The sequence below is a fragment of the Borrelia sp. A-FGy1 genome, from assembly GCF_014084025.1.
Classification (GTDB): domain Bacteria; phylum Spirochaetota; class Spirochaetia; order Borreliales; family Borreliaceae; genus Borrelia.
The window spans coordinates 282,291-299,252 of the sequence record NZ_CP043682.1 but is presented as its reverse complement, the minus strand read 5'-3'; the positions used below and the strand labels follow the sequence as shown (position 1 = coordinate 299,252).

Sequence of the window (16,962 nt, the reverse complement as noted above, 5' to 3'; positions counted from 1 at the left end):
TTTATGGGTAATTTAAGTGAAGTGGTTTCAAATAATTTTAATTTGTTGAATAAAAACTTAGGTTTGGAAAATTTAGGTGTTATTGTGGATAAAAGTCGTAAGAATGGGTTTTTGAATCTTATTTTTTCAGAGATGAAAGGTTCATATAAAATTAAAGATTCTGTTTTAGATTTTTTGAAGTTTTTAAGAGGTAATGGTTTTGTAAGTAAGAAATTTAAGAAGATCTTTTTAGATAAAACTTTTGCTTTTGAAAAACTTAGTGATAGTAGTTTTAGGTCTGATTTGAGATTTTTAGTAAAAAAGATGCGTAATTTATCTAATTTTGAAAATTTTAGAGCTTTGAGCGAAAGTTTATCTAACAGTAAGTCTATTAATAAAAGGGAAGTAATAACGAATATTGAGAACTTTTTGTATGAAGTTAATACTTTGTTTGGGAATATGACTTCTCTTTTAGATTTTGATTCCATACTTTTGAATCTTAAGTCTAATGGTAGTGAATTGGATATTGAAAAAAAAGATAGAGAAAAGAACATTATTAATGTTGATGTTAAAAATTTTAAGAGAAACAATGGTGTAATTGAAATGCTTAATAGAGAGACTGGGCTTAGAGTAGTGAGTAATGAAAATTTTATTGGTAAATATAATATTAAAGAAACATTTGATGGAACAGGAGAATTTATTTGTGATCTTTATAGTTCTGATACAGCAAAATCCGATAGAGAGCCTTTTATTAATAATATTAATGATGTTTTAATGTCAGAGTGGAATTTAAAGGTTAATCATAATATTGTGGATAAGGCTAAGATTGTGTTAAAATCGAATGATACAGGAGAGATTAAATTGATTTTAAAGCCTAAAGAGCTTGGTAGTATACGAATTAATTTAAATCTTGATTCTAATAATAATTTATTGGGTAGAATAATAGTTGATAATCAAAATGTTAAAACCCTTTTTGAACAAAATATGTATTCAATTAATAAAATGTTAGATGACAATGGATTTAATACTAGCTTGAGTCTTTCTCTTGCAGGTAGTAATTCTGGATCTTTTTCTGGCTACTTTAAAGATAAAGGGGAAGATCGAGGGTTTTATTTTGATGAAAACAAAGTATTTAAGCTTGAAGATGATATTGAAATTTCTAGTGATTTAGAAAGAAGCATTAATTTTATTGTTTGATGGAGGGTAAGTGAATACAATTGATAATATTTCTAGTGTAATTAATGTAGGTAAAGATATGTATAACTCTGGCTTAGAAAAAGGGACTAAAAGGTCTAATCTTGGTAAGGATGATTTTTTAAAACTTCTTATTACACAGCTTAGATATCAAGATCCTACAGATCCAATGAAGGATAAAGAGTTTATTGCTCAGATGGCACAATTTTCTGTTCTTGAACAAATAACAAACATGAGTAAATCTTTTGAAAAACTTTCCTCTTCACTTTCTGTAAATAGAGGTTTAGATTTGTTAGGCAAGATAGTTGAATTTGAGAATGTTGCTGGAGAAATTATTAAGGGCAAGGTTACAAATATTAAGTCAGGATTAAATCCAAAGGTTATGGTAGATGGTAAATACTATGTTTATAAGAATATTTTATCAATAGGTTTGGAGGAATAATTATATGATGAGGTCTTTATATTCTGGTGTTTCTGGTCTTCAGAATCATCAAACTAGGATGGATGTTGTTGGTAATAATATTGCAAATGTGAATACGATTGGTTTTAAGAAGGGAAGAGTTAATTTTCAAGATATGATATCTCAAAGTATTTCTGGAGCATCTCGTCCTACTGAGGGTCGAGGGGGGACTAATCCTAAGCAGGTTGGGCTTGGTATGAGCATTGCTGCAGTAGATACAATTCATACTCAGGGATCTTTTCAGAGTACTCAAAAGGCTTCTGATCTTGGAGTTAGTGGTAATGGATTTTTTATTTTAAGAGAGGGTAATAATACTTTTTATACAAGAGCTGGTGCTTTTGATATTGATTCTGATCGAAATCTTGTAAACCCTGCAAATGGAATGAGGATTCAAGGATGGATGGCAAGGACTATTGAAGGGCAGCAGATTATTAATACATCTTCTGATATTGAAGATTTGGTTATTCCTATTGGAGATAAAGAAGGAGCTAAAGCTACTAAGTATATTACTTTTGCTTGCAATCTTGATAAGAGACTACCTGTAATTGAAGAAGGTTTTAGTGAATTGGATGTTGCTCGTGGAACTTGGATTGTTAATAAAACAATTTATGATGGGTTTGGAAATACTAATAATGTGGAGCTTAGATTTATAAAGAATCCGGCTGCTTCTAATACATGGAATGCTACGGTTTTAGTGAATGGAGAAGAGAATTCTAACTTTTCAGTAGGTTTTAATAATGAAGGCACACTAATTTCTTTAAATGGTCAAGTGGGTCAGGTAGGAGATTTACTTGAATTTCCTATAACATTTGGTGTTTCTGGTGCTAATGCTGGTGAGATTGGAGAAGAGCAAACTGTTAATCTTAGGCTTGGAAATGTTGGTAGTTATACTGATTCAATTACTCAATTTGCTGATGCAAGTACAACAAAGGCTATTGTGCAAGATGGATATGGAATGGGATATATGGAAAATTATGAGATAGATCAAAATGGAGTAATAACAGGAGTTTATTCAAATGGTATCAGGAGAGACATTGGAAAAATTGCTCTTGCATCATTTGTTAATCCTGGGGGGCTTGCTAAGGCTGGTGATACTAATTTTGTTGAGACAAGTAACTCAGGTCAGGTTAGGGTAGGAGAAACAGGATTTGCAGGTCTTGGTACTATTAGAGCAGGTGTGTTAGAAATGGCTAATGTTGATCTTGCAGAACAATTTACAGATATGATAGTTACTCAGAGAGGGTTTCAAGCTAATGCTAAGACTATTACTACGTCAGACCAGTTGTTGCAGGAACTTGTAAGACTTAAGGCTTAGTGTTTTAGTTTATGATTTATGTGACTAAATTAAATGGAGATGGTTATTATTTAAATCCTTGTCATATTGAGAGTATTGAGGCTAATCCCGATACTACGATTCTTTTGATGAATGGTAAGAAATTAGTTGTAAAAGAAAATGTAGAAGAGGTGATATATAGAATTAAGATGTATAGAAGAGATGTTTCTTTTTTATGTAAATTTAATAAAGAGGATAAGGGAGTTGGGTTATGAATTTGGCTAGTATACTTGGATGGGGCGTTGGATTTGGAGCTATTTTAATTTCTATGGCGTTTACTCCAACAGGATTAGGGGTTTTTTGGGATTTAAGCTCTGTATTTATTACGGTTATTGGTTCCTTTTCTGCACTGATGGCTTCTTCAGAAATTATTGCTGTAAAGAAAATACCTACTTACTTGGGCTTTTTCTTTAAAAAGAGTTCTTTTGCTAAGGCATCTAATATAAAGATTTTAGTAGAGCTTTCAGAAAAAGCTAGGAAAGAAGGTCTTTTATCTCTTGATGATGAACTTGAACAAATTAATGATCCATTTTTTAAGTCTGGAATGAGACTTGTTGTTGATGGTGCTGATCCTGAAATAATTAGAACTATGCTTTATCTTGAATTAGATCAAATGCAAGAGAGACATAAGATGGGTGCTAATCTTTTTGGAACTTGGGCAAAGCTTGCTCCTGCTTTTGGAATGACAGGTACTCTTATTGGGCTTATAGCTCTTCTTGGAAATTTAGAAGATAAATCTGCTTTGGGTTCTTCTATGGCGGTTGCTCTTATTACAACTCTTTATGGTACAATAATGGCAAATTTAATGTTTATTCCTGTTCAAATTAAATTAGAATCTATAGATAATGAAGAAGCTGCAGTTAAAACGATGATAGTTGAGGGTATTTTATCAATTCAGGCTGGGGATAATCCTAGAATTTTGGAGCAAAAGTTAGTGACATTCTTGACTCCTAAAGACAGAAATCAGATTGGAAGTATACTTGGAGATGAATGATGGCTTTACGTACTAAGAAGTGTTCAAAATGTGAAGAGGGTGCTCCTGAATATATGTTAACATATGGGGATATGGTTACTTTATTGCTTGTCTTTTTTGTTACTATGTTTTCATTAAATGATGTTATTTTTAAAGAAAATATATTAAAGATAATGTCAGCTTCATTTAAAGGGTCTGGTTTTTTTAAAGGTGGAAAGACTTTGGATATAGATAAGCTTTCTTATTTGAGTAATAGTTTCATGTCTTTACCTTCTACTGCCAAAAATAAACAAGCTTCTCAGACGGCTAAGAATAAGTCAATGATTGAATTTATTGAAAAAATTCAATCTAAAAGTGTTATTGTTAGACGTCTTGAGCGAGGAGTTGTTGTGTCTCTTTTAGCTGATGCTTTTTTTGATACAGCTAGTGCTGAAGTTAAGCTTGATGCGAATAGGGAGACTATACAAAAGATAGCATCTTTTATTGGTTTTCTAGATGAACAAGGATATAATTTTAAGATTGAAGGACATACAGATAATATTGATACTGGTATAAATGAAGTTTGGAAAAGTAATTGGGAGCTTTCAGTAGCAAGAGCAGTAAATATGCTAGAGCAGATTTTGAATTACACTGATCAGTCTAAGATAGTAAGTATTGAAAATAAATTTGAGGTTTCTGGGTTAGCAGGAAGCAGGCCAATTGCTACAGATGATACACCTGAAGGTCGAGCCTATAATAGAAGAATAGATATTTTAATTACAAGTGATTCTTCCTTAAGTACTACTAAGGGTATTAATCAATGATAAATTAGTATGAAAGAAAGAATAGATTTATAGGAGGGAACAGAACAATGCCTGAAAAGAGTGACGAGAGTATGGATGCTGGGAGTGATGGAAAAAAAAGTGTTTTATTGCCTGATATTATAATCAAAATTTTGCAAATAATAGCAATAGGACTGTTTACTGTTGTTATTATGATTATAGTTTCTTATTTTGTATCTAAGATGGTAATAAGTCAAAGTGGTGCTCCTAATGAATTTCCAATTTTTTCTAATGAATATTTAGGAAAACCCCCTATGCTTATATGGTATGAGAGTATCGATGAAATTAGGGGAACTACTCTAGATACCCCACCTAAAGCTTTTGTAATAAAGCTTGCCTTGGGGTATGCTGAGAATAATGTAAATATTTTAAATGAACTTGGAAGACAAAAAGTAAGGTTAAAAGATATTATTAGAGAATATTTTAGTCAAAGAACAGCACAGGAGATAAAAAATGAAAGTCAGATTAAGGCTGAAATTAAGGCTAGAATTAATAGTGTCCTTAGAAATGGTGAAATAAAAGAAATTGCATTAACACAAATTGATATATTTGATATGTAATTTTAAGAGGAATTTTAATGGCAAGTAATCCAGGAGCATTATCTCAAGATGATATAGATAGCCTTTTAGAGTCTATTAATTCATCTGAAAATTTATCATCGGATGATGCACTTTCTAATGTTATATCTAGCCCTATGGGCAAGAAACAGAAGGTTAAGATTTATGATTTTAAGAGGCCAGATAAATTTTCAAAAGAGCAAGTTAGAACAGTATCAAGTTTTCATGAGGCATTTGCAAGATATACTACAACTTCCTTATCTGCTCTTTTAAGAAAGATGGTTCATGTGCATGTAGCTTCAGTTGATCAATTGACTTATGAAGAGTTTATTAGGTCTATTCCAAATCCCACTACTTTAGCAATAATTAATATGGATCCTTTAAAGGGGTCTGCTATATTTGAAGTTGATCCAACTATTGCATTTGCGATAGTCGATAGACTTTTTGGTGGTGATGGAGATACTATTAAAGATAAGAGTAGGGATTTGACAGAAATAGAGCAATCTGTAATGGAAAGTGTTATTATTCGTATACTTGCTAATATGAGAGAAGCTTGGTCTCAAGTAGTTGACCTTAGACCTCGTTTTGGTCATATAGAAGTTAATCCTCAATTTGCTCAAATAGTACCTCCAACAGAGATGATTATTTTAGTAACACTTGAGGTTAAAATAGGTAAAGTTGAGGGGCTTATGAATTTTTGTTTACCTTATATTACAATAGAGCCTATCGTTTCTAAGCTTTCAACGAGATATTGGCATTCTTTAATTGGAGTGGGTACTACTAGTGAAAATCTTGATGCATTAAGAGAGAAACTTGAAAACACAAATATGCCTTTAATAGCAGAAATGGGAGAAGTTAAGCTAAAAGTAAGAGAAATATTGTCTTTAGAAAAGGGAGATGTTATTAATCTTGAAAATTCTCCAATAAACAAAGATTTAAGCCTAAAAGTAGGAACTAAGCAAAAGTTTAAATGTAGAATGGGTCTTGTGGGGAATAAGATTTCTGTACAGATTACAGAGAAAGTTGGTGATATAAAAGATTTTGATTTATTAAAAGAGCTTACAGAGGAAATTGAGTAATTTATAATAAATAGTATGATTGTTTGTATTAATGGGGGTAGTTTATTATGGGTATAGATGAAGATGATTTTATAGAAGAAAAGCCTGAAATAAAGGGGGTTAAGCTTCCTGATTTGATGGATACCTTACCAGAAGGAGTTGATCCTAGTAATTTTGGACTTTTAATGGATGTTTCTATGCAAGTTACTGTTGAACTTGGTAGGACTGAAAGAAAAATTAAGGACATTCTTGGTATGTCTGAGGGTACGATTATTACACTTGATAAGCTTGCTGGTGAGCCTGTAGATATTTTGGTAAATGGAAAGTCGGTAGCCAAAGGAGAAGTTGTTGTAATTGATGAAAATTTTGGAGTTAGGATTACTGAAATAATTAAAATTAAAAATGACTAGATCTTTATTTAAGTTTTTGTTTTTAGGTTTTCTTTTATTTTTTAAGATTTTATTTGCTCAGGAAGAAGTTAATTTAGAAGATATTTCTTATGATGTTAAGAATGAGAAGGATTTACCTATATTTGGAGATGATGATACTAAATTGAATAATAATATAAAAAATGTATCTCTTTTCGATATTGCAGATTTAGTTAAGATATTATTATTTCTATCTTTTTTTATCTTTTTTATCTTTTTATTTAAGAGGGTACTTTTTAAGTATAAAAGAGTAAGAAATAATAATATAAAATCAGATTATATAAAAGAACTTGTTTTTTATGAAATAGATGCTAAAAATTCCATAAGGATTATTAATATATTAGGTAATGTTTATATATTTTTGTTATCTGCCAATTTTTCTATTTTATTGAGAGAAATAAAGCAAGGGGAAGAGTTAAATAATTTGGAATTTGAACTTGTTAAAGATAAAGATCTGAACAATGAAAATTCTTTTAAAACTATAATTAATAAGATTTTGAATAAGACTAGGAAAGAAGATGAGGAATTACTTGAAAAAGCTAATTATATTGAATTAGAAAAAGATATTGAGATTTCTTTAAAAAGTAAGCAAGATAGGCTTAAAAAGTTTTAGAGGTTGTTTTTGAAAAATAAAATAATTCTTTTTTTGTTTTTTGGAATTGCAAATTTTTCATTTGCGCAGACTAAATCCTTACAGACTACTAATGGCTTAAATTTCCCTTTTGTTAATTTTGAAAGTACTGTAGAGGGGGGATTAGTGTTGCCTTTACAGCTTTTACTGATATTGACTATAATAACTCTTTCTCCAGCTTTCTTAGTTTTAATGACCCCTTTTTTAAGGATAGCGATAGTATTAGATTTTATTAGGAGGGCATTATCTCTTCAGCAGTCTCCACCAAATCAGGTTGTAATGGGGTTAGCTTTGTTTTTAACCCTTTTTACAATGTGGCCAACTTTTAACATAATATACAAGAATGCATATTTACCTCTTAAGGATTCCAAAATAACTTTTCATGAATTTTATGATAAAGGAATTGCTCCACTTAGGAATTTTATGTATAATCAGATGGCTAATGGTAGACATGAAGAGATTAAATTGTTTATGAGTATGAGTAATTATTCAAAGCCTAAAAATTTTAGTGAGGTGCCAACTCATATTTTGATTGCATCTTTTGTTTTACACGAATTGAAAGTTGCTTTTAAAATGGGAATTTTGATATTTTTGCCGTTTATAGTTATAGATATTATTGTAGCTTCGGTCTTAATGGCGATGGGGATGATAATGTTGCCTCCTGTAATGATTTCTTTACCATTTAAACTTATTCTTTTTGTAATGGTAGATGGATGGACTTTGATTACGGGAGGGCTTATTAAAAGCTTCATGTGAGGGTTAAATGACAACAGGTCAAATTATTTATCTAATTAGGATTTCTATTGAGAATATCATTATTCTCTCAGCTCCAATGTTGATTATAGGGCTTGTAGTTGGACTTTTAGTTTCAATTTTTCAAGCAGTGACTTCTATTCAAGACCAAACTCTTAGTTTTATTCCTAAAATTATTATAATACTTTTAACTATTGTTATTTTTGGTCCTTGGATTTTAAAAAAACTTATGCAATTTACTTTTATTGTATTTAATCAAATACAAAATATATAATTTGTGAATTTAGACATGGATATGAATTTTTTGGTCTTAAAGTCTTTTATTATTTTGCCTATATTTGTTAGAATTTTTCTTTTTTTAAGGTTTTCTCCCCTCTTTTCAACTATAAAAGTAGGGTATTTAAATTTTTTCTTTTCTATAATTCTTTCTATTATCCTTGTAGATAAAATAAATTTTATTTATCCTTTTAATTTATTTTTATTTATATTGATATTGGTAGGAGAAGCAATTCTAGGTTTTATCCAAGCTTTTTTTGTGAGTATAATTTTTGATGTTTTTCATTTACTAGGATTTTTTTTCTCAAATCAAATGGGACTTGCTTATGCAAATATTTTTGATGTCTTTTCAGAAGAAGATAGTTTGATAATATCTCAGATATTTACATATCTTTTTTTGATTATATTTTTATCTAATGATATTTTGATTCGTTTTTTTTTTGTGGGAGTTCATGATTCTGTTTTAAATGTTAGAATTGAAAAATTGGTTAATTTGGGTAATAGTGAATTTATTACATTAATGCTTTATTCTTTTTCTGTTCTTTTTGAAAAAGCTTTAGTAATTTCTTTGCCAATATTAGGAGTACTTTTACTACTTTATTTGATTTTAGGTGTGCTATCAAAATCTTCTCCTCAGATAAATTTGTTAATGCTTAGCTTTTCTGTTTCTTTGTATTTGGGTCTTGTTATTTTATATGTTAGTTTTCCAAATTTGACAGTATCTGTTAAGAGAGTAATTGAGCTTGCTTTAGAATCTATGCAGAATGCTTTAAATTTATTTTCTGGGATTTTAGAATGAATACTAAAGAAGAATTTTTGGGTAAAGGTTGGTACATCCCTCTTAATTTTTTTGCTTCAGAAGATGAAGGGAAAACTGAGCTTCCTACTGAACAGAAGAAAAAGAAAGCAAGGGAAGAAGGTCAGGTTTTGAAATCAAATGAAATTAATTCGGTTATTAGTCTTTGTATATTATTAACAGTATTTTTCTTTATGCTATCTTATTTTGCAAAAGATTTAGTGAATGTTTTTAGAGTTCAAGCAAGTAAGCTTCCAGAAATAATGTCTATTAGTATTTATTCATTAAATTTAGAATATTTTAAAGCAGTGTTTGGATATATAATTGTATTTCTTTTAATATCATATGTGGTTAATTTTTTTATTAATATTGTTCAAGTTGGGTTTCTAGTTACTGTCAAACTTATAACTCCTAAATGGGATAGAATAAGTCCAAATTTTTCAAGGTGGATAAAGAATTCATTTTGTTCACTTAATGCTTTTTTTAATTTGTTTAAAAGTTTATCAAAAGTTGTTATAATATCTTTTATATATTACATTATTCTGAAAAGCAATATAGGTAAAATTTCAAGAATGTCTGAGTATGGTCTTGAAGAAGGTATTTCTATTATATTGAGCCTTGCTTATAGAATGTGCTTTTTTTCAATAATAGTGTTAATGGTTATTAGCATATTGGATTATGTTTTTCAAAGAACTCTTTATATTGAAAATTTGAAAATGACAAAAGAAGAGGTAAAGCAAGAAAGAAAGGAAATGGAAGGAGATCCCCTACTTCGTTCTAGGATAAGAGAGAGGATGAGGGATATTTTAAATTCTAATTTAAATATAACGGTTCCTCAGTCAGACGTAGTAATTGCTAATCCTGAGCATTTTGCTATTGCTATTAAGTGGGATAGCAAAACTATGTTAGCTCCAAAAGTCCTTGCAAAGGGAAAGGATGAGATTGCATTTATAATTAAAAAAATTGCTAGAGATAATAATATTGCTGTGATAGAGAATAAAGCATTGGCTAGGGCTCTTTATGCTAACGTTAAAGTTAATGAGGAGATTCCAAGAGAATATTGGGAAATTGTTTCAAAAATTCTTGTAAAAGTATATTCTATTACTAAAAATTTAATTAGAGGTTAAGTTGTTGGATACTAGAAGGAATACTGTATTGGGATATTTAGGTTTGGCTAATAAATCGGACTTAATAGTTTCAGTTGGCTTAATACTTATTGTTGCTGGTTTTATTTTACCGCTTCCTGCATTTATTTTAGATGCTTTGATTTCGGTTAATTTAGTATGTAGTCTTTTAATTATTCTTATTGTTCTTTATTCTAAGCGTTCAATTGATTTTTCAGTTTTTCCTACACTTTTGCTTGTTATGACTATTTTTGGTCTTGTTTTAAATATTTCTTCTACTAGATTAATTTTGACAAAGGGCATAAGTTTTGATGGGCAAATGATAAGAGCCTTTGGAACATTTGTTGTTGGAAGTTCTGGTACTCAGGGACTTGTTATTGGATTTATCATATTTCTTATTATAATTGCAGTTCAATTTATTGTTATAACTAAGGGTGCCACAAGGGTTGCTGAGGTGGCTGCTCGCTTTGCACTTGATGCTCTTCCTGGAAAACAGATGGCCATTGATTCTGCGTATAGTTCTGGAAATTTGACAGAAGAGGAAGCTACAAGACAGAAAAATGATTTGCAGGCAGAGGTAAATTTTTATGGAGCTATGGATGGTGCTTCCAAGTTTGTTTCAGGTAATGTAAAAGTTGGTCTTTTAATAACTATTATCAATATTATTGGAGGTCTTATAATAGGAGTTACTCTACAAGGTCTTAGTTTTAATGATGCCATTAATAATTATGTTTCATTAACTGTTGGGGATGGACTTGTATCACAGCTCCCTGCATTATTGATTTCAACAGCAACCGGGCTTATTGTTACAAGATCAATAGCTAAGAATAGTTTCGGAGGAGAAATTATTGAACAGTTTACCTCTTATTCAGGAATTTATTGGATTGTATCTGGATTTTTATTGTTTTTAGCATTTCTTCCAGGATTTCCGACATTAATACTAATTTTGTTAAGTTTAGTAATAGCATTTTTAGCTTATTCACTTTCTAATTTAATTAGGGATAAGGAATTCCATGATAAGCAAAAGTCAGAGGAAGATAAGATAACAAGTTATTTTGAAAGAGAAGTGGCTCCTGTTGTTCCACTAGATCCATTATCTTTGGAGATTGGATATAATCTTGTTCCAATTGTAGATGATACAAAAACTTCAGAATTACTTGATCGTATCGTAAAAATACGTCGTGAGATTGCACTTGAATTTGGAATAGTTGTTCCTAAGATTAGAATAGTAGATAATATGCGACTTAAGTCTAATGAATATTCATTTAAACTTAGAGGAGTTGAAATTGGTCATGGAGAGATTAAGCTTGGTAAGTTCTTAGTTATTAATATAGTTTCTGATTCTGATATTCAGGGAGAACATACAAAAGATCCTTCATTTGGGCTACCATCTCTTTGGGTGAATGATGATGGAAGAGAAAAGGCAGAAAAGTTAGGTTATACGGTGGTTGATCCACCTTCTATTATTGCTACTCATATGACAGAACTTATAAAAAGGCATGCTTCTGAAATCTTAACTCGTCAGGATGTTCAAAATATTCTTGATGTATTTAAGAAAGATTATGGGGTTATTGTTGATGAAGTTTTAAAGGACTTCTCAGTTGGAGAGATTCAAAGAGTACTTCAAGGTCTTTTAAGAGAACAAGTTTCTATTCGTAACTTAGTTACAATTTTTGAAACAATAGCAGATTTTACAAGCGTAACTAAGGACATATTCTTTTTGATTGAAAAATGCAGGCAGGCAATTGGAAGGCAGATAGTTAGTGGATATTTAGATTCTAATTTTGAGCTTAATGTAATAACAATAAATCCAGAGTTTGAACAAAAAATAATTGAGTCAAAGTTTGAATCTAATAACGATCTTATAAGTTCTCTTGATCCTAATTTGAAATCAAAATTTATTTATGAGCTTTTTAAGCTTATCGGTGAGGTTCAATCTCAAGGATATTATCCTGTTGTGTTATCAAGTGAGTCTGCAAGACCTTTAATAAAGGTGTTAATGAGTAGGGATCTTGCAGATATTGTTGTCATTTCTGTTCTAGAAGTGCCTAAAAATGTTAAAGTTAATGTTCTTAAGACATTAGAGGTTGAAAAATAATGGTTCAATATTTTACAGAAAGAGGACCAACCTATAATGAAGTCATAGAAGTAATTAAGAAGAAATATGGGAAAAATGCTAGAGTTATGACTTATAAGACAATATCTCATGGAGGAATTTTTGGCTTATTTAGTAAAGATTGGATTGAGGTTTCGGGGTATGTTAGATATGATATAGGACAGCAGCAAATAAATATTGAAGAGGAAAAACGTAAAATTCTTCAAAGCATTAAAAAGCAAGAGAGTTCTTCAATTGAAGATGTGCTCAAGGAAGTTAAGTCTCTTAAAAATGAGCTTGCACATAAAAAAGAAGAAATTAATCATCCGACAATCTTAAAAATAGAAGATATTTTGCGCGATAATGATTTTTCTGAAAATTATATAAGAGATGTTAATGATTTTATTAAGAAAGAATTTAGTTTGTCAGGTCTTGATGATTATGATAAAGTTAGGGATAGTGTTGTGGTGTATATTGCTGAGACTATTAAATGTTCAGGTTCTCTTATTGATAATCTTAAGAAGAGGATTTTTATTTTAGTAGGACCAACAGGAGTAGGTAAAACGACCACTATTGCAAAGCTTGCGGCGATTTATGGAATCAATGGTGATAATACGAACTTAAACATTAAAATTATTACTATTGATAATTATCGTATAGGGGCTAAGAAGCAAATTCAAACTTATGGTGATATTATGGGAATTCCTGTTAAGGCAATTGAGTCTTTTAAGGATTTAAAGGAAGAGATTACACATTCGAAGGATTTTGATCTTGTTCTTATAGATACTATTGGCAAGAGTCCTAAGGATTTCATGAAACTTGCTGAGATGAAAGAACTTCTAAATGCTTGTGGTCGTGATGCTGAATTTCATTTGGCTGTAAGTTCTACTACAAAGACAGCAGACATTAAGGAAATATTTCATCAATTTTCGCCCTTTAATTATAAGACTGTAATTTTTACAAAACTAGATGAGACAACATGTGTTGGAAATTTAATAAGTTTGATTCATGAAATGAGAAAGGAAGTTTCTTATATCACTGATGGGCAAGTTGTCCCTCATAACATTAGTGTTGCAGAACCACTTACTTTTATAAAGAAGATAAATGGATATAGAATAAGTGAAGATGTTGAATTTATTCGAAGAATCAAAAGTAAATCTTATTATTGAGGATAGTATAAGATGGAAGATCAGGCTCAAAGTTTACGAGATATTATGAGATTGAATAATAAGGCTAATTTTGTTATTGATGATAAAATCCAAAACAGTAGAACTAGATTTATTGCTATTACTAGTGGTAAGGGTGGAGTTGGCAAGAGCAATATTGCTGTGGGGCTTGCTCTTAAATATTCAGGACATGGAAAGAAAGTGTTAATTTTTGATGCCGACATTGGGATGGCTAATATAAATATATTACTTGGCGTTATTCCAAAATATAGTATTTATCATATGATTATGCAGGGTAGAGATATCAAAGAAGTGATAACAAAAACAGAATATAATATAGATCTTTTGGCTGGTGCTTCTGGAACAACAGAACTTTTAGATCTTTCAGAAGCTGAGATGAATCAATTTATAAATGAACTGTTAAAGGTTTATGAATATGATATAGTAATCATAGACACTAGTGCAGGGATTTCAAGACAGGTTATTTCATTTTTGTTTTCTAGTGATGATGTGGTGATTGTTACAACTCCAGAGCCTACTTCCATAACAGATGCTTATGGTATAATCAAAGTTTTAGCTCACAGAATGGAGAATTTAAAGAATTTGAGACTTATTGTTAATAGAGTTGCTAATGTAAGTGAGGGGAAAGTAGTTGCTAAGAAGGTTATTGATATATCAAGTCAGTTTTTAAATTTAAATATTGATTATTTAGGATATGTTTATGAAGATCAGAATATTAGAAGTTCTGTTTTTAAGCAAAGGCCTTTTATTTTATTAAATCCTAATAGTAAGGCTAGTTATTGTCTTGATTCTATTGTTGCTACTCTTGAAGAAGTTTCTTTGGATAATAAGAAAAAAAGGGGAGTAATAGGGTTTATATCTAAATTTTTTGGTATGGAAAGATAATATGTTTGGTAAAGAAATTAGATATGTCTTATTATTTAGTGTATTTGCATTTATTATTTCAGTTATTCTTGGTCTACTCTCGCATGTATATTTTTTTACAGTATTATTTAGAGCATTCATTCAGTTTATATTTTTTTTCATTATTGGGGTTTTGATAGGATTTATATATAAAAAATATTTATATGATATTTTTAAAGATATAAGATTTGGTAGTAAAGAAGAAAATTATGGGCATGATAAGAGGAGCAAGAAGTATGAAAAAAGAGAAGTTGATACAGAGACTTTGTCCAATGGTACTTCTATTGCTAATAAGAGTGATATTAATGATGATTTTAAATTTGTGGAAGAATTTGGGAAAAACAATATAGGCCTTGAAGATAGTAGTCCTATTAGTAATATTGAGTTAAGTGATAAGCGATCAGATCAACTTTCATATATCGAAGCAAATGATCCAAAAATTGTTGCTGAAGCTATTAAAACCTTAATTAATAAAAAGGAGTAAATATGTCTAATAGTGTCAATTTTTATGATTTTCGTAATAAAATGAAAGATTATTTAGAAAGAGAGAATAATATTAATCTAATAGAGATAGAAGCAGACACTCTTGAGGAGGCTTTAAATGATGCTTCCTTAGAGCTTTCAATTCCTTATAAAGATTTAGATTATGAAATTTTGACAAGGGGAGCTAGTGGAATATTTGGATATGGCAAGAGAAAATGGAGAATCATTGCTTATAAAAATTCTTATACAAAGCTTAGTGTTTCTGATGTTTTAGGTTCAGGGGAAAGGGAAGAGGAAGTTTTATCAGTAGATGGTGCTTTTTTTATCAGAAAAGCTTCTAAGGGTATATTTTTGAAAGTTGTTGCCCCTAAAGGACAAGGTAATGCCGTTAATTTTGAAGATGTAATTAATAGTTTACATTTGGAGAGTAATATTCAAGATTTAAATAAAGATTTTATTAAATCTTTAGTTGAGAATGCTAATGGTAAGTATGAAAGAATAGGTGATTTTGAGGCTGATCCTTCTGATAGTGTATCTATGATGGTTCAAATATCAGAGGATTCAATGTCAGTGACTATTGATTTTACTAGACCTGGGGATAATGGGTATGAGATATTAGACAAAGATATTTTTAATATTCTTAAAAAGTATGGGATATCAGAGAGAGCATTCCTTAAAGATAGGATAGAAGAGTTTGTAGATTTTCCTATTTACGGTGAACCGGTTGAGATGGCAAAAGGAGTAAATCCTATTAGGGGAAAAGATTCTTATATTGAATTTATTATTAATAATAAACATTCTGTTGAATCAGACAATTTGATTGTTGGCTTTAAGAATGTTAATGAAGGAGATGAATTGGCAGAGATTATTCCTTTTTCGAAGGGTATTAATGGATATAATGTTTTTGGAAAAATATTAGAAGCCGAAGATGGCAGTGAGTTAGAATTTACTTTGGGGGAGAATACTAGGCTAGAAGGAAATAAAATTATTGCGAAATGTGGTGGATATATGTCTGTTATGGGTGGGTTGATTTCTGTTCATGATGTTTATGTTGTTGAGGGTGATGTTGGACCTGGTACTGGAAATATAATAAATAATGGTATGGTTCTTGTTAAGGGAAGTGTTTTAGATGGATATAACATTATGGCTAAGGGTGGAATAGAAGTGAGCGGGCTTGTTGGTAGATGTAATTTAAGAACTGATGGACCTCTTGTTTTAAGTAGTGGTGCTAATGGGAAAGGCGGTTCAGAGATTTATTCGAAGAGAGGTATAAAGGCTAAATTTTTAGAAAATGTTAATATAAGATGTGAAGGTGATATTGAGGTTATAAGAGGAATTGTTAATTCTTTCATATCTTGTAAAAATAAAGTTTTATGCATTGGAAAAAAATCTAAGATAGTGGGTTCCATTATCCAAGCTAGAGAAGAGATTAGAGCTTATTCTATTGGATCTGAGGGTAATGCTGAAACTTCTGTTGCTGTTGGATATGATCCTGAGATAAAAGATTTACTATCTAAATTTACTAAATATCTTGTAAAAATTGAGAAAAGATTAGAAGTTGTGATAAAAGATATTTCTGTTTTAAAGAAGAGTATTTTAGTTACTACTGACAAGGCGGAAAAGTCTTTAAAAGTTGATAGCTATAATGAACTTATTAATGAGAAAAAAGTTTTGATTTTAGAAATAAAGATGGTAAAAAGCAAGCAAGAAAGCTTACAAGAGGAACTTGAAGAGAGTAAAGTAAATGGTAAAATTTTTGTTGAACATATAGCTTATGCAGGTGTCAAGATTTATATTAAAGATGCTCATTATGAGCTTTCAAGAGACTATGATAATGTGACTTTTGAAGAAGATGATAATCTTATTAAAATGGGAGCTTATGTTCCTTTTAAGCCTAGCTAGGTTTAAAGT

19 protein-coding genes are annotated in these 16,962 nt (G+C 30.3%); all 19 read left to right on the top strand.

From position 1 onward, the window contains the following. Positions 1 to 3: 3 nt before the first annotated feature. From F0310_RS01395 to F0310_RS01305, 19 genes are read left to right on the top strand one after another with little or no spacing between them, the layout of a single operon-like run. A complete protein-coding gene (locus F0310_RS01395; protein ID WP_182117185.1) occupies positions 4 to 1,176 on the top strand; it encodes a flagellar hook-length control protein FliK in 1,173 nt (390 codons plus the stop codon). A 58-nt stretch (positions 1,177 to 1,234) separates the two neighbouring features. Continuing rightward, positions 1,235 to 1,615 carry a flagellar hook assembly protein FlgD gene (gene flgD, locus F0310_RS01390; RefSeq protein ID WP_182117691.1) on the top strand — a complete coding sequence of 127 codons (381 nt, stop codon included), beginning with the start codon at positions 1,235 to 1,237 and terminating at the stop codon, positions 1,613 to 1,615. A 4-nt stretch (positions 1,616 to 1,619) separates the two neighbouring features. Beyond that, complete coding sequence (gene flgE / locus F0310_RS01385; protein ID WP_182117184.1) at positions 1,620 to 2,948, top strand: flagellar hook protein FlgE; 1,329 nt, start codon at positions 1,620 to 1,622, stop codon at positions 2,946 to 2,948. 11 nt (positions 2,949 to 2,959) lie between these two features. Continuing rightward, positions 2,960 to 3,181, top strand: coding sequence for a flagellar FlbD family protein (locus F0310_RS01380; protein WP_182117183.1), 222 nt, complete (start codon positions 2,960 to 2,962; stop codon positions 3,179 to 3,181). Next, entirely contained in the window at positions 3,178 to 3,960 is a 783-nt protein-coding gene (locus F0310_RS01375) for a motility protein A (protein ID WP_182117182.1), read from the top strand. The genes F0310_RS01380 and F0310_RS01375 overlap by 4 nt, the downstream gene beginning before the upstream one ends. Next, positions 3,960 to 4,742 carry a flagellar motor protein MotB gene (gene motB, locus F0310_RS01370; RefSeq protein ID WP_182117690.1) on the top strand — a complete coding sequence of 261 codons (783 nt, stop codon included), beginning with the start codon at positions 3,960 to 3,962 and terminating at the stop codon, positions 4,740 to 4,742. Before F0310_RS01375 ends, motB begins: the two co-directional genes overlap by 1 nt. 47 nt (positions 4,743 to 4,789) lie before the next feature. Further along, positions 4,790 to 5,320: a flagellar basal body-associated protein FliL gene (fliL, locus tag F0310_RS01365; protein WP_182117181.1), complete on the top strand. Its 531-nt coding sequence runs from the start codon at positions 4,790 to 4,792 to the stop codon at positions 5,318 to 5,320. 17 nt (positions 5,321 to 5,337) lie between these two features. Continuing rightward, positions 5,338 to 6,396, top strand: coding sequence for a flagellar motor switch protein FliM (gene fliM / locus F0310_RS01360; RefSeq protein ID WP_182117180.1), 1,059 nt, complete (start codon positions 5,338 to 5,340; stop codon positions 6,394 to 6,396). Positions 6,397 to 6,443: 47 nt separating this feature from the next. Beyond that, positions 6,444 to 6,785 carry a flagellar motor switch protein FliN gene (gene fliN / locus F0310_RS01355; RefSeq protein ID WP_182117179.1) on the top strand — a complete coding sequence of 114 codons (342 nt, stop codon included), beginning with the start codon at positions 6,444 to 6,446 and terminating at the stop codon, positions 6,783 to 6,785. Then, on the top strand, positions 6,778 to 7,416 hold the full coding sequence (locus F0310_RS01350) for a flagellar biosynthesis protein FliZ (RefSeq protein ID WP_182117178.1): 639 nt from the start codon (positions 6,778 to 6,780) through the stop codon (positions 7,414 to 7,416). Before fliN ends, F0310_RS01350 begins: the two co-directional genes overlap by 8 nt. A 9-nt stretch (positions 7,417 to 7,425) precedes the next feature. Beyond that, positions 7,426 to 8,190 carry a flagellar type III secretion system pore protein FliP gene (gene fliP / locus F0310_RS01345; protein WP_182117177.1) on the top strand — a complete coding sequence of 255 codons (765 nt, stop codon included), beginning with the start codon at positions 7,426 to 7,428 and terminating at the stop codon, positions 8,188 to 8,190. 7 nt (positions 8,191 to 8,197) lie between these two features. Next, complete coding sequence (gene fliQ / locus F0310_RS01340; protein WP_182117176.1) at positions 8,198 to 8,461, top strand: flagellar biosynthesis protein FliQ; 264 nt, start codon at positions 8,198 to 8,200, stop codon at positions 8,459 to 8,461. 15 nt (positions 8,462 to 8,476) lie between these two features. Next, positions 8,477 to 9,262: a flagellar biosynthetic protein FliR gene (fliR, locus tag F0310_RS01335; protein WP_182117689.1), complete on the top strand. Its 786-nt coding sequence runs from the start codon at positions 8,477 to 8,479 to the stop codon at positions 9,260 to 9,262. After that, entirely contained in the window at positions 9,259 to 10,386 is a 1,128-nt protein-coding gene (gene flhB / locus F0310_RS01330) for a flagellar biosynthesis protein FlhB (RefSeq protein ID WP_182117175.1), read from the top strand. Before fliR ends, flhB begins: the two co-directional genes overlap by 4 nt. Before the next feature lies 1 nt (position 10,387). Beyond that, positions 10,388 to 12,481 (top strand): flagellar biosynthesis protein FlhA, encoded by a 2,094-nt coding sequence (gene flhA, locus F0310_RS01325; RefSeq protein WP_232535930.1) that lies wholly within the window; start codon positions 10,388 to 10,390, stop codon positions 12,479 to 12,481. Beyond that, positions 12,481 to 13,647, top strand: a complete 1,167-nt coding sequence (flhF, locus tag F0310_RS01320; RefSeq protein WP_182117174.1) for a flagellar biosynthesis GTPase FlhF — start codon at positions 12,481 to 12,483, stop codon at positions 13,645 to 13,647. The genes flhA and flhF overlap by 1 nt, the downstream gene beginning before the upstream one ends. 12 nt (positions 13,648 to 13,659) lie before the next feature. Next, positions 13,660 to 14,550 (top strand): MinD/ParA family protein, encoded by an 891-nt coding sequence (locus tag F0310_RS01315; RefSeq protein ID WP_182117173.1) that lies wholly within the window; start codon positions 13,660 to 13,662, stop codon positions 14,548 to 14,550. A 1-nt stretch (position 14,551) separates the two neighbouring features. Next, positions 14,552 to 15,052 (top strand): hypothetical protein, encoded by a 501-nt coding sequence (locus tag F0310_RS01310; protein ID WP_182117172.1) that lies wholly within the window; start codon positions 14,552 to 14,554, stop codon positions 15,050 to 15,052. A 2-nt stretch (positions 15,053 to 15,054) separates the two neighbouring features. Next, positions 15,055 to 16,953, top strand: a complete 1,899-nt coding sequence (locus F0310_RS01305) for a FapA family protein (RefSeq protein WP_182117171.1) — start codon at positions 15,055 to 15,057, stop codon at positions 16,951 to 16,953. The last annotated feature ends 9 nt before the right edge of the window (positions 16,954 to 16,962 follow it).

Excerpts from the sequence above, each read along its gene's own strand:
- F0310_RS01395 (WP_182117185.1), top strand. The coding sequence starts at position 4 with ATGGGTAATTTAAGTGAAGTGGTTTCAAATAATTTTAATTTGTTGAAT.
- flgD (WP_182117691.1), top strand. The coding sequence starts at position 1,235 with ATGTATAACTCTGGCTTAGAAAAAGGGACTAAAAGGTCTAATCTTGGT.
- flgE (WP_182117184.1), top strand. The coding sequence starts at position 1,620 with ATGATGAGGTCTTTATATTCTGGTGTTTCTGGTCTTCAGAATCATCAA.
- F0310_RS01380 (WP_182117183.1), top strand. The coding sequence starts at position 2,960 with ATGATTTATGTGACTAAATTAAATGGAGATGGTTATTATTTAAATCCT.
- F0310_RS01375 (WP_182117182.1), top strand. The coding sequence starts at position 3,178 with ATGAATTTGGCTAGTATACTTGGATGGGGCGTTGGATTTGGAGCTATT.
- motB (WP_182117690.1), top strand. The coding sequence starts at position 3,960 with ATGGCTTTACGTACTAAGAAGTGTTCAAAATGTGAAGAGGGTGCTCCT.
- fliL (WP_182117181.1), top strand. The coding sequence starts at position 4,790 with ATGCCTGAAAAGAGTGACGAGAGTATGGATGCTGGGAGTGATGGAAAA.
- fliM (WP_182117180.1), top strand. The coding sequence starts at position 5,338 with ATGGCAAGTAATCCAGGAGCATTATCTCAAGATGATATAGATAGCCTT.
- fliN (WP_182117179.1), top strand. The coding sequence starts at position 6,444 with ATGGGTATAGATGAAGATGATTTTATAGAAGAAAAGCCTGAAATAAAG.
- F0310_RS01350 (WP_182117178.1), top strand. The coding sequence starts at position 6,778 with ATGACTAGATCTTTATTTAAGTTTTTGTTTTTAGGTTTTCTTTTATTT.
- fliQ (WP_182117176.1), top strand. The coding sequence starts at position 8,198 with ATGACAACAGGTCAAATTATTTATCTAATTAGGATTTCTATTGAGAAT.
- fliR (WP_182117689.1), top strand. The coding sequence starts at position 8,477 with ATGGATATGAATTTTTTGGTCTTAAAGTCTTTTATTATTTTGCCTATA.
- flhB (WP_182117175.1), top strand. The coding sequence starts at position 9,259 with ATGAATACTAAAGAAGAATTTTTGGGTAAAGGTTGGTACATCCCTCTT.
- flhF (WP_182117174.1), top strand. The coding sequence starts at position 12,481 with ATGGTTCAATATTTTACAGAAAGAGGACCAACCTATAATGAAGTCATA.
- F0310_RS01315 (WP_182117173.1), top strand. The coding sequence starts at position 13,660 with ATGGAAGATCAGGCTCAAAGTTTACGAGATATTATGAGATTGAATAAT.
- F0310_RS01310 (WP_182117172.1), top strand. The coding sequence starts at position 14,552 with ATGTTTGGTAAAGAAATTAGATATGTCTTATTATTTAGTGTATTTGCA.
- F0310_RS01305 (WP_182117171.1), top strand. The coding sequence starts at position 15,055 with ATGTCTAATAGTGTCAATTTTTATGATTTTCGTAATAAAATGAAAGAT.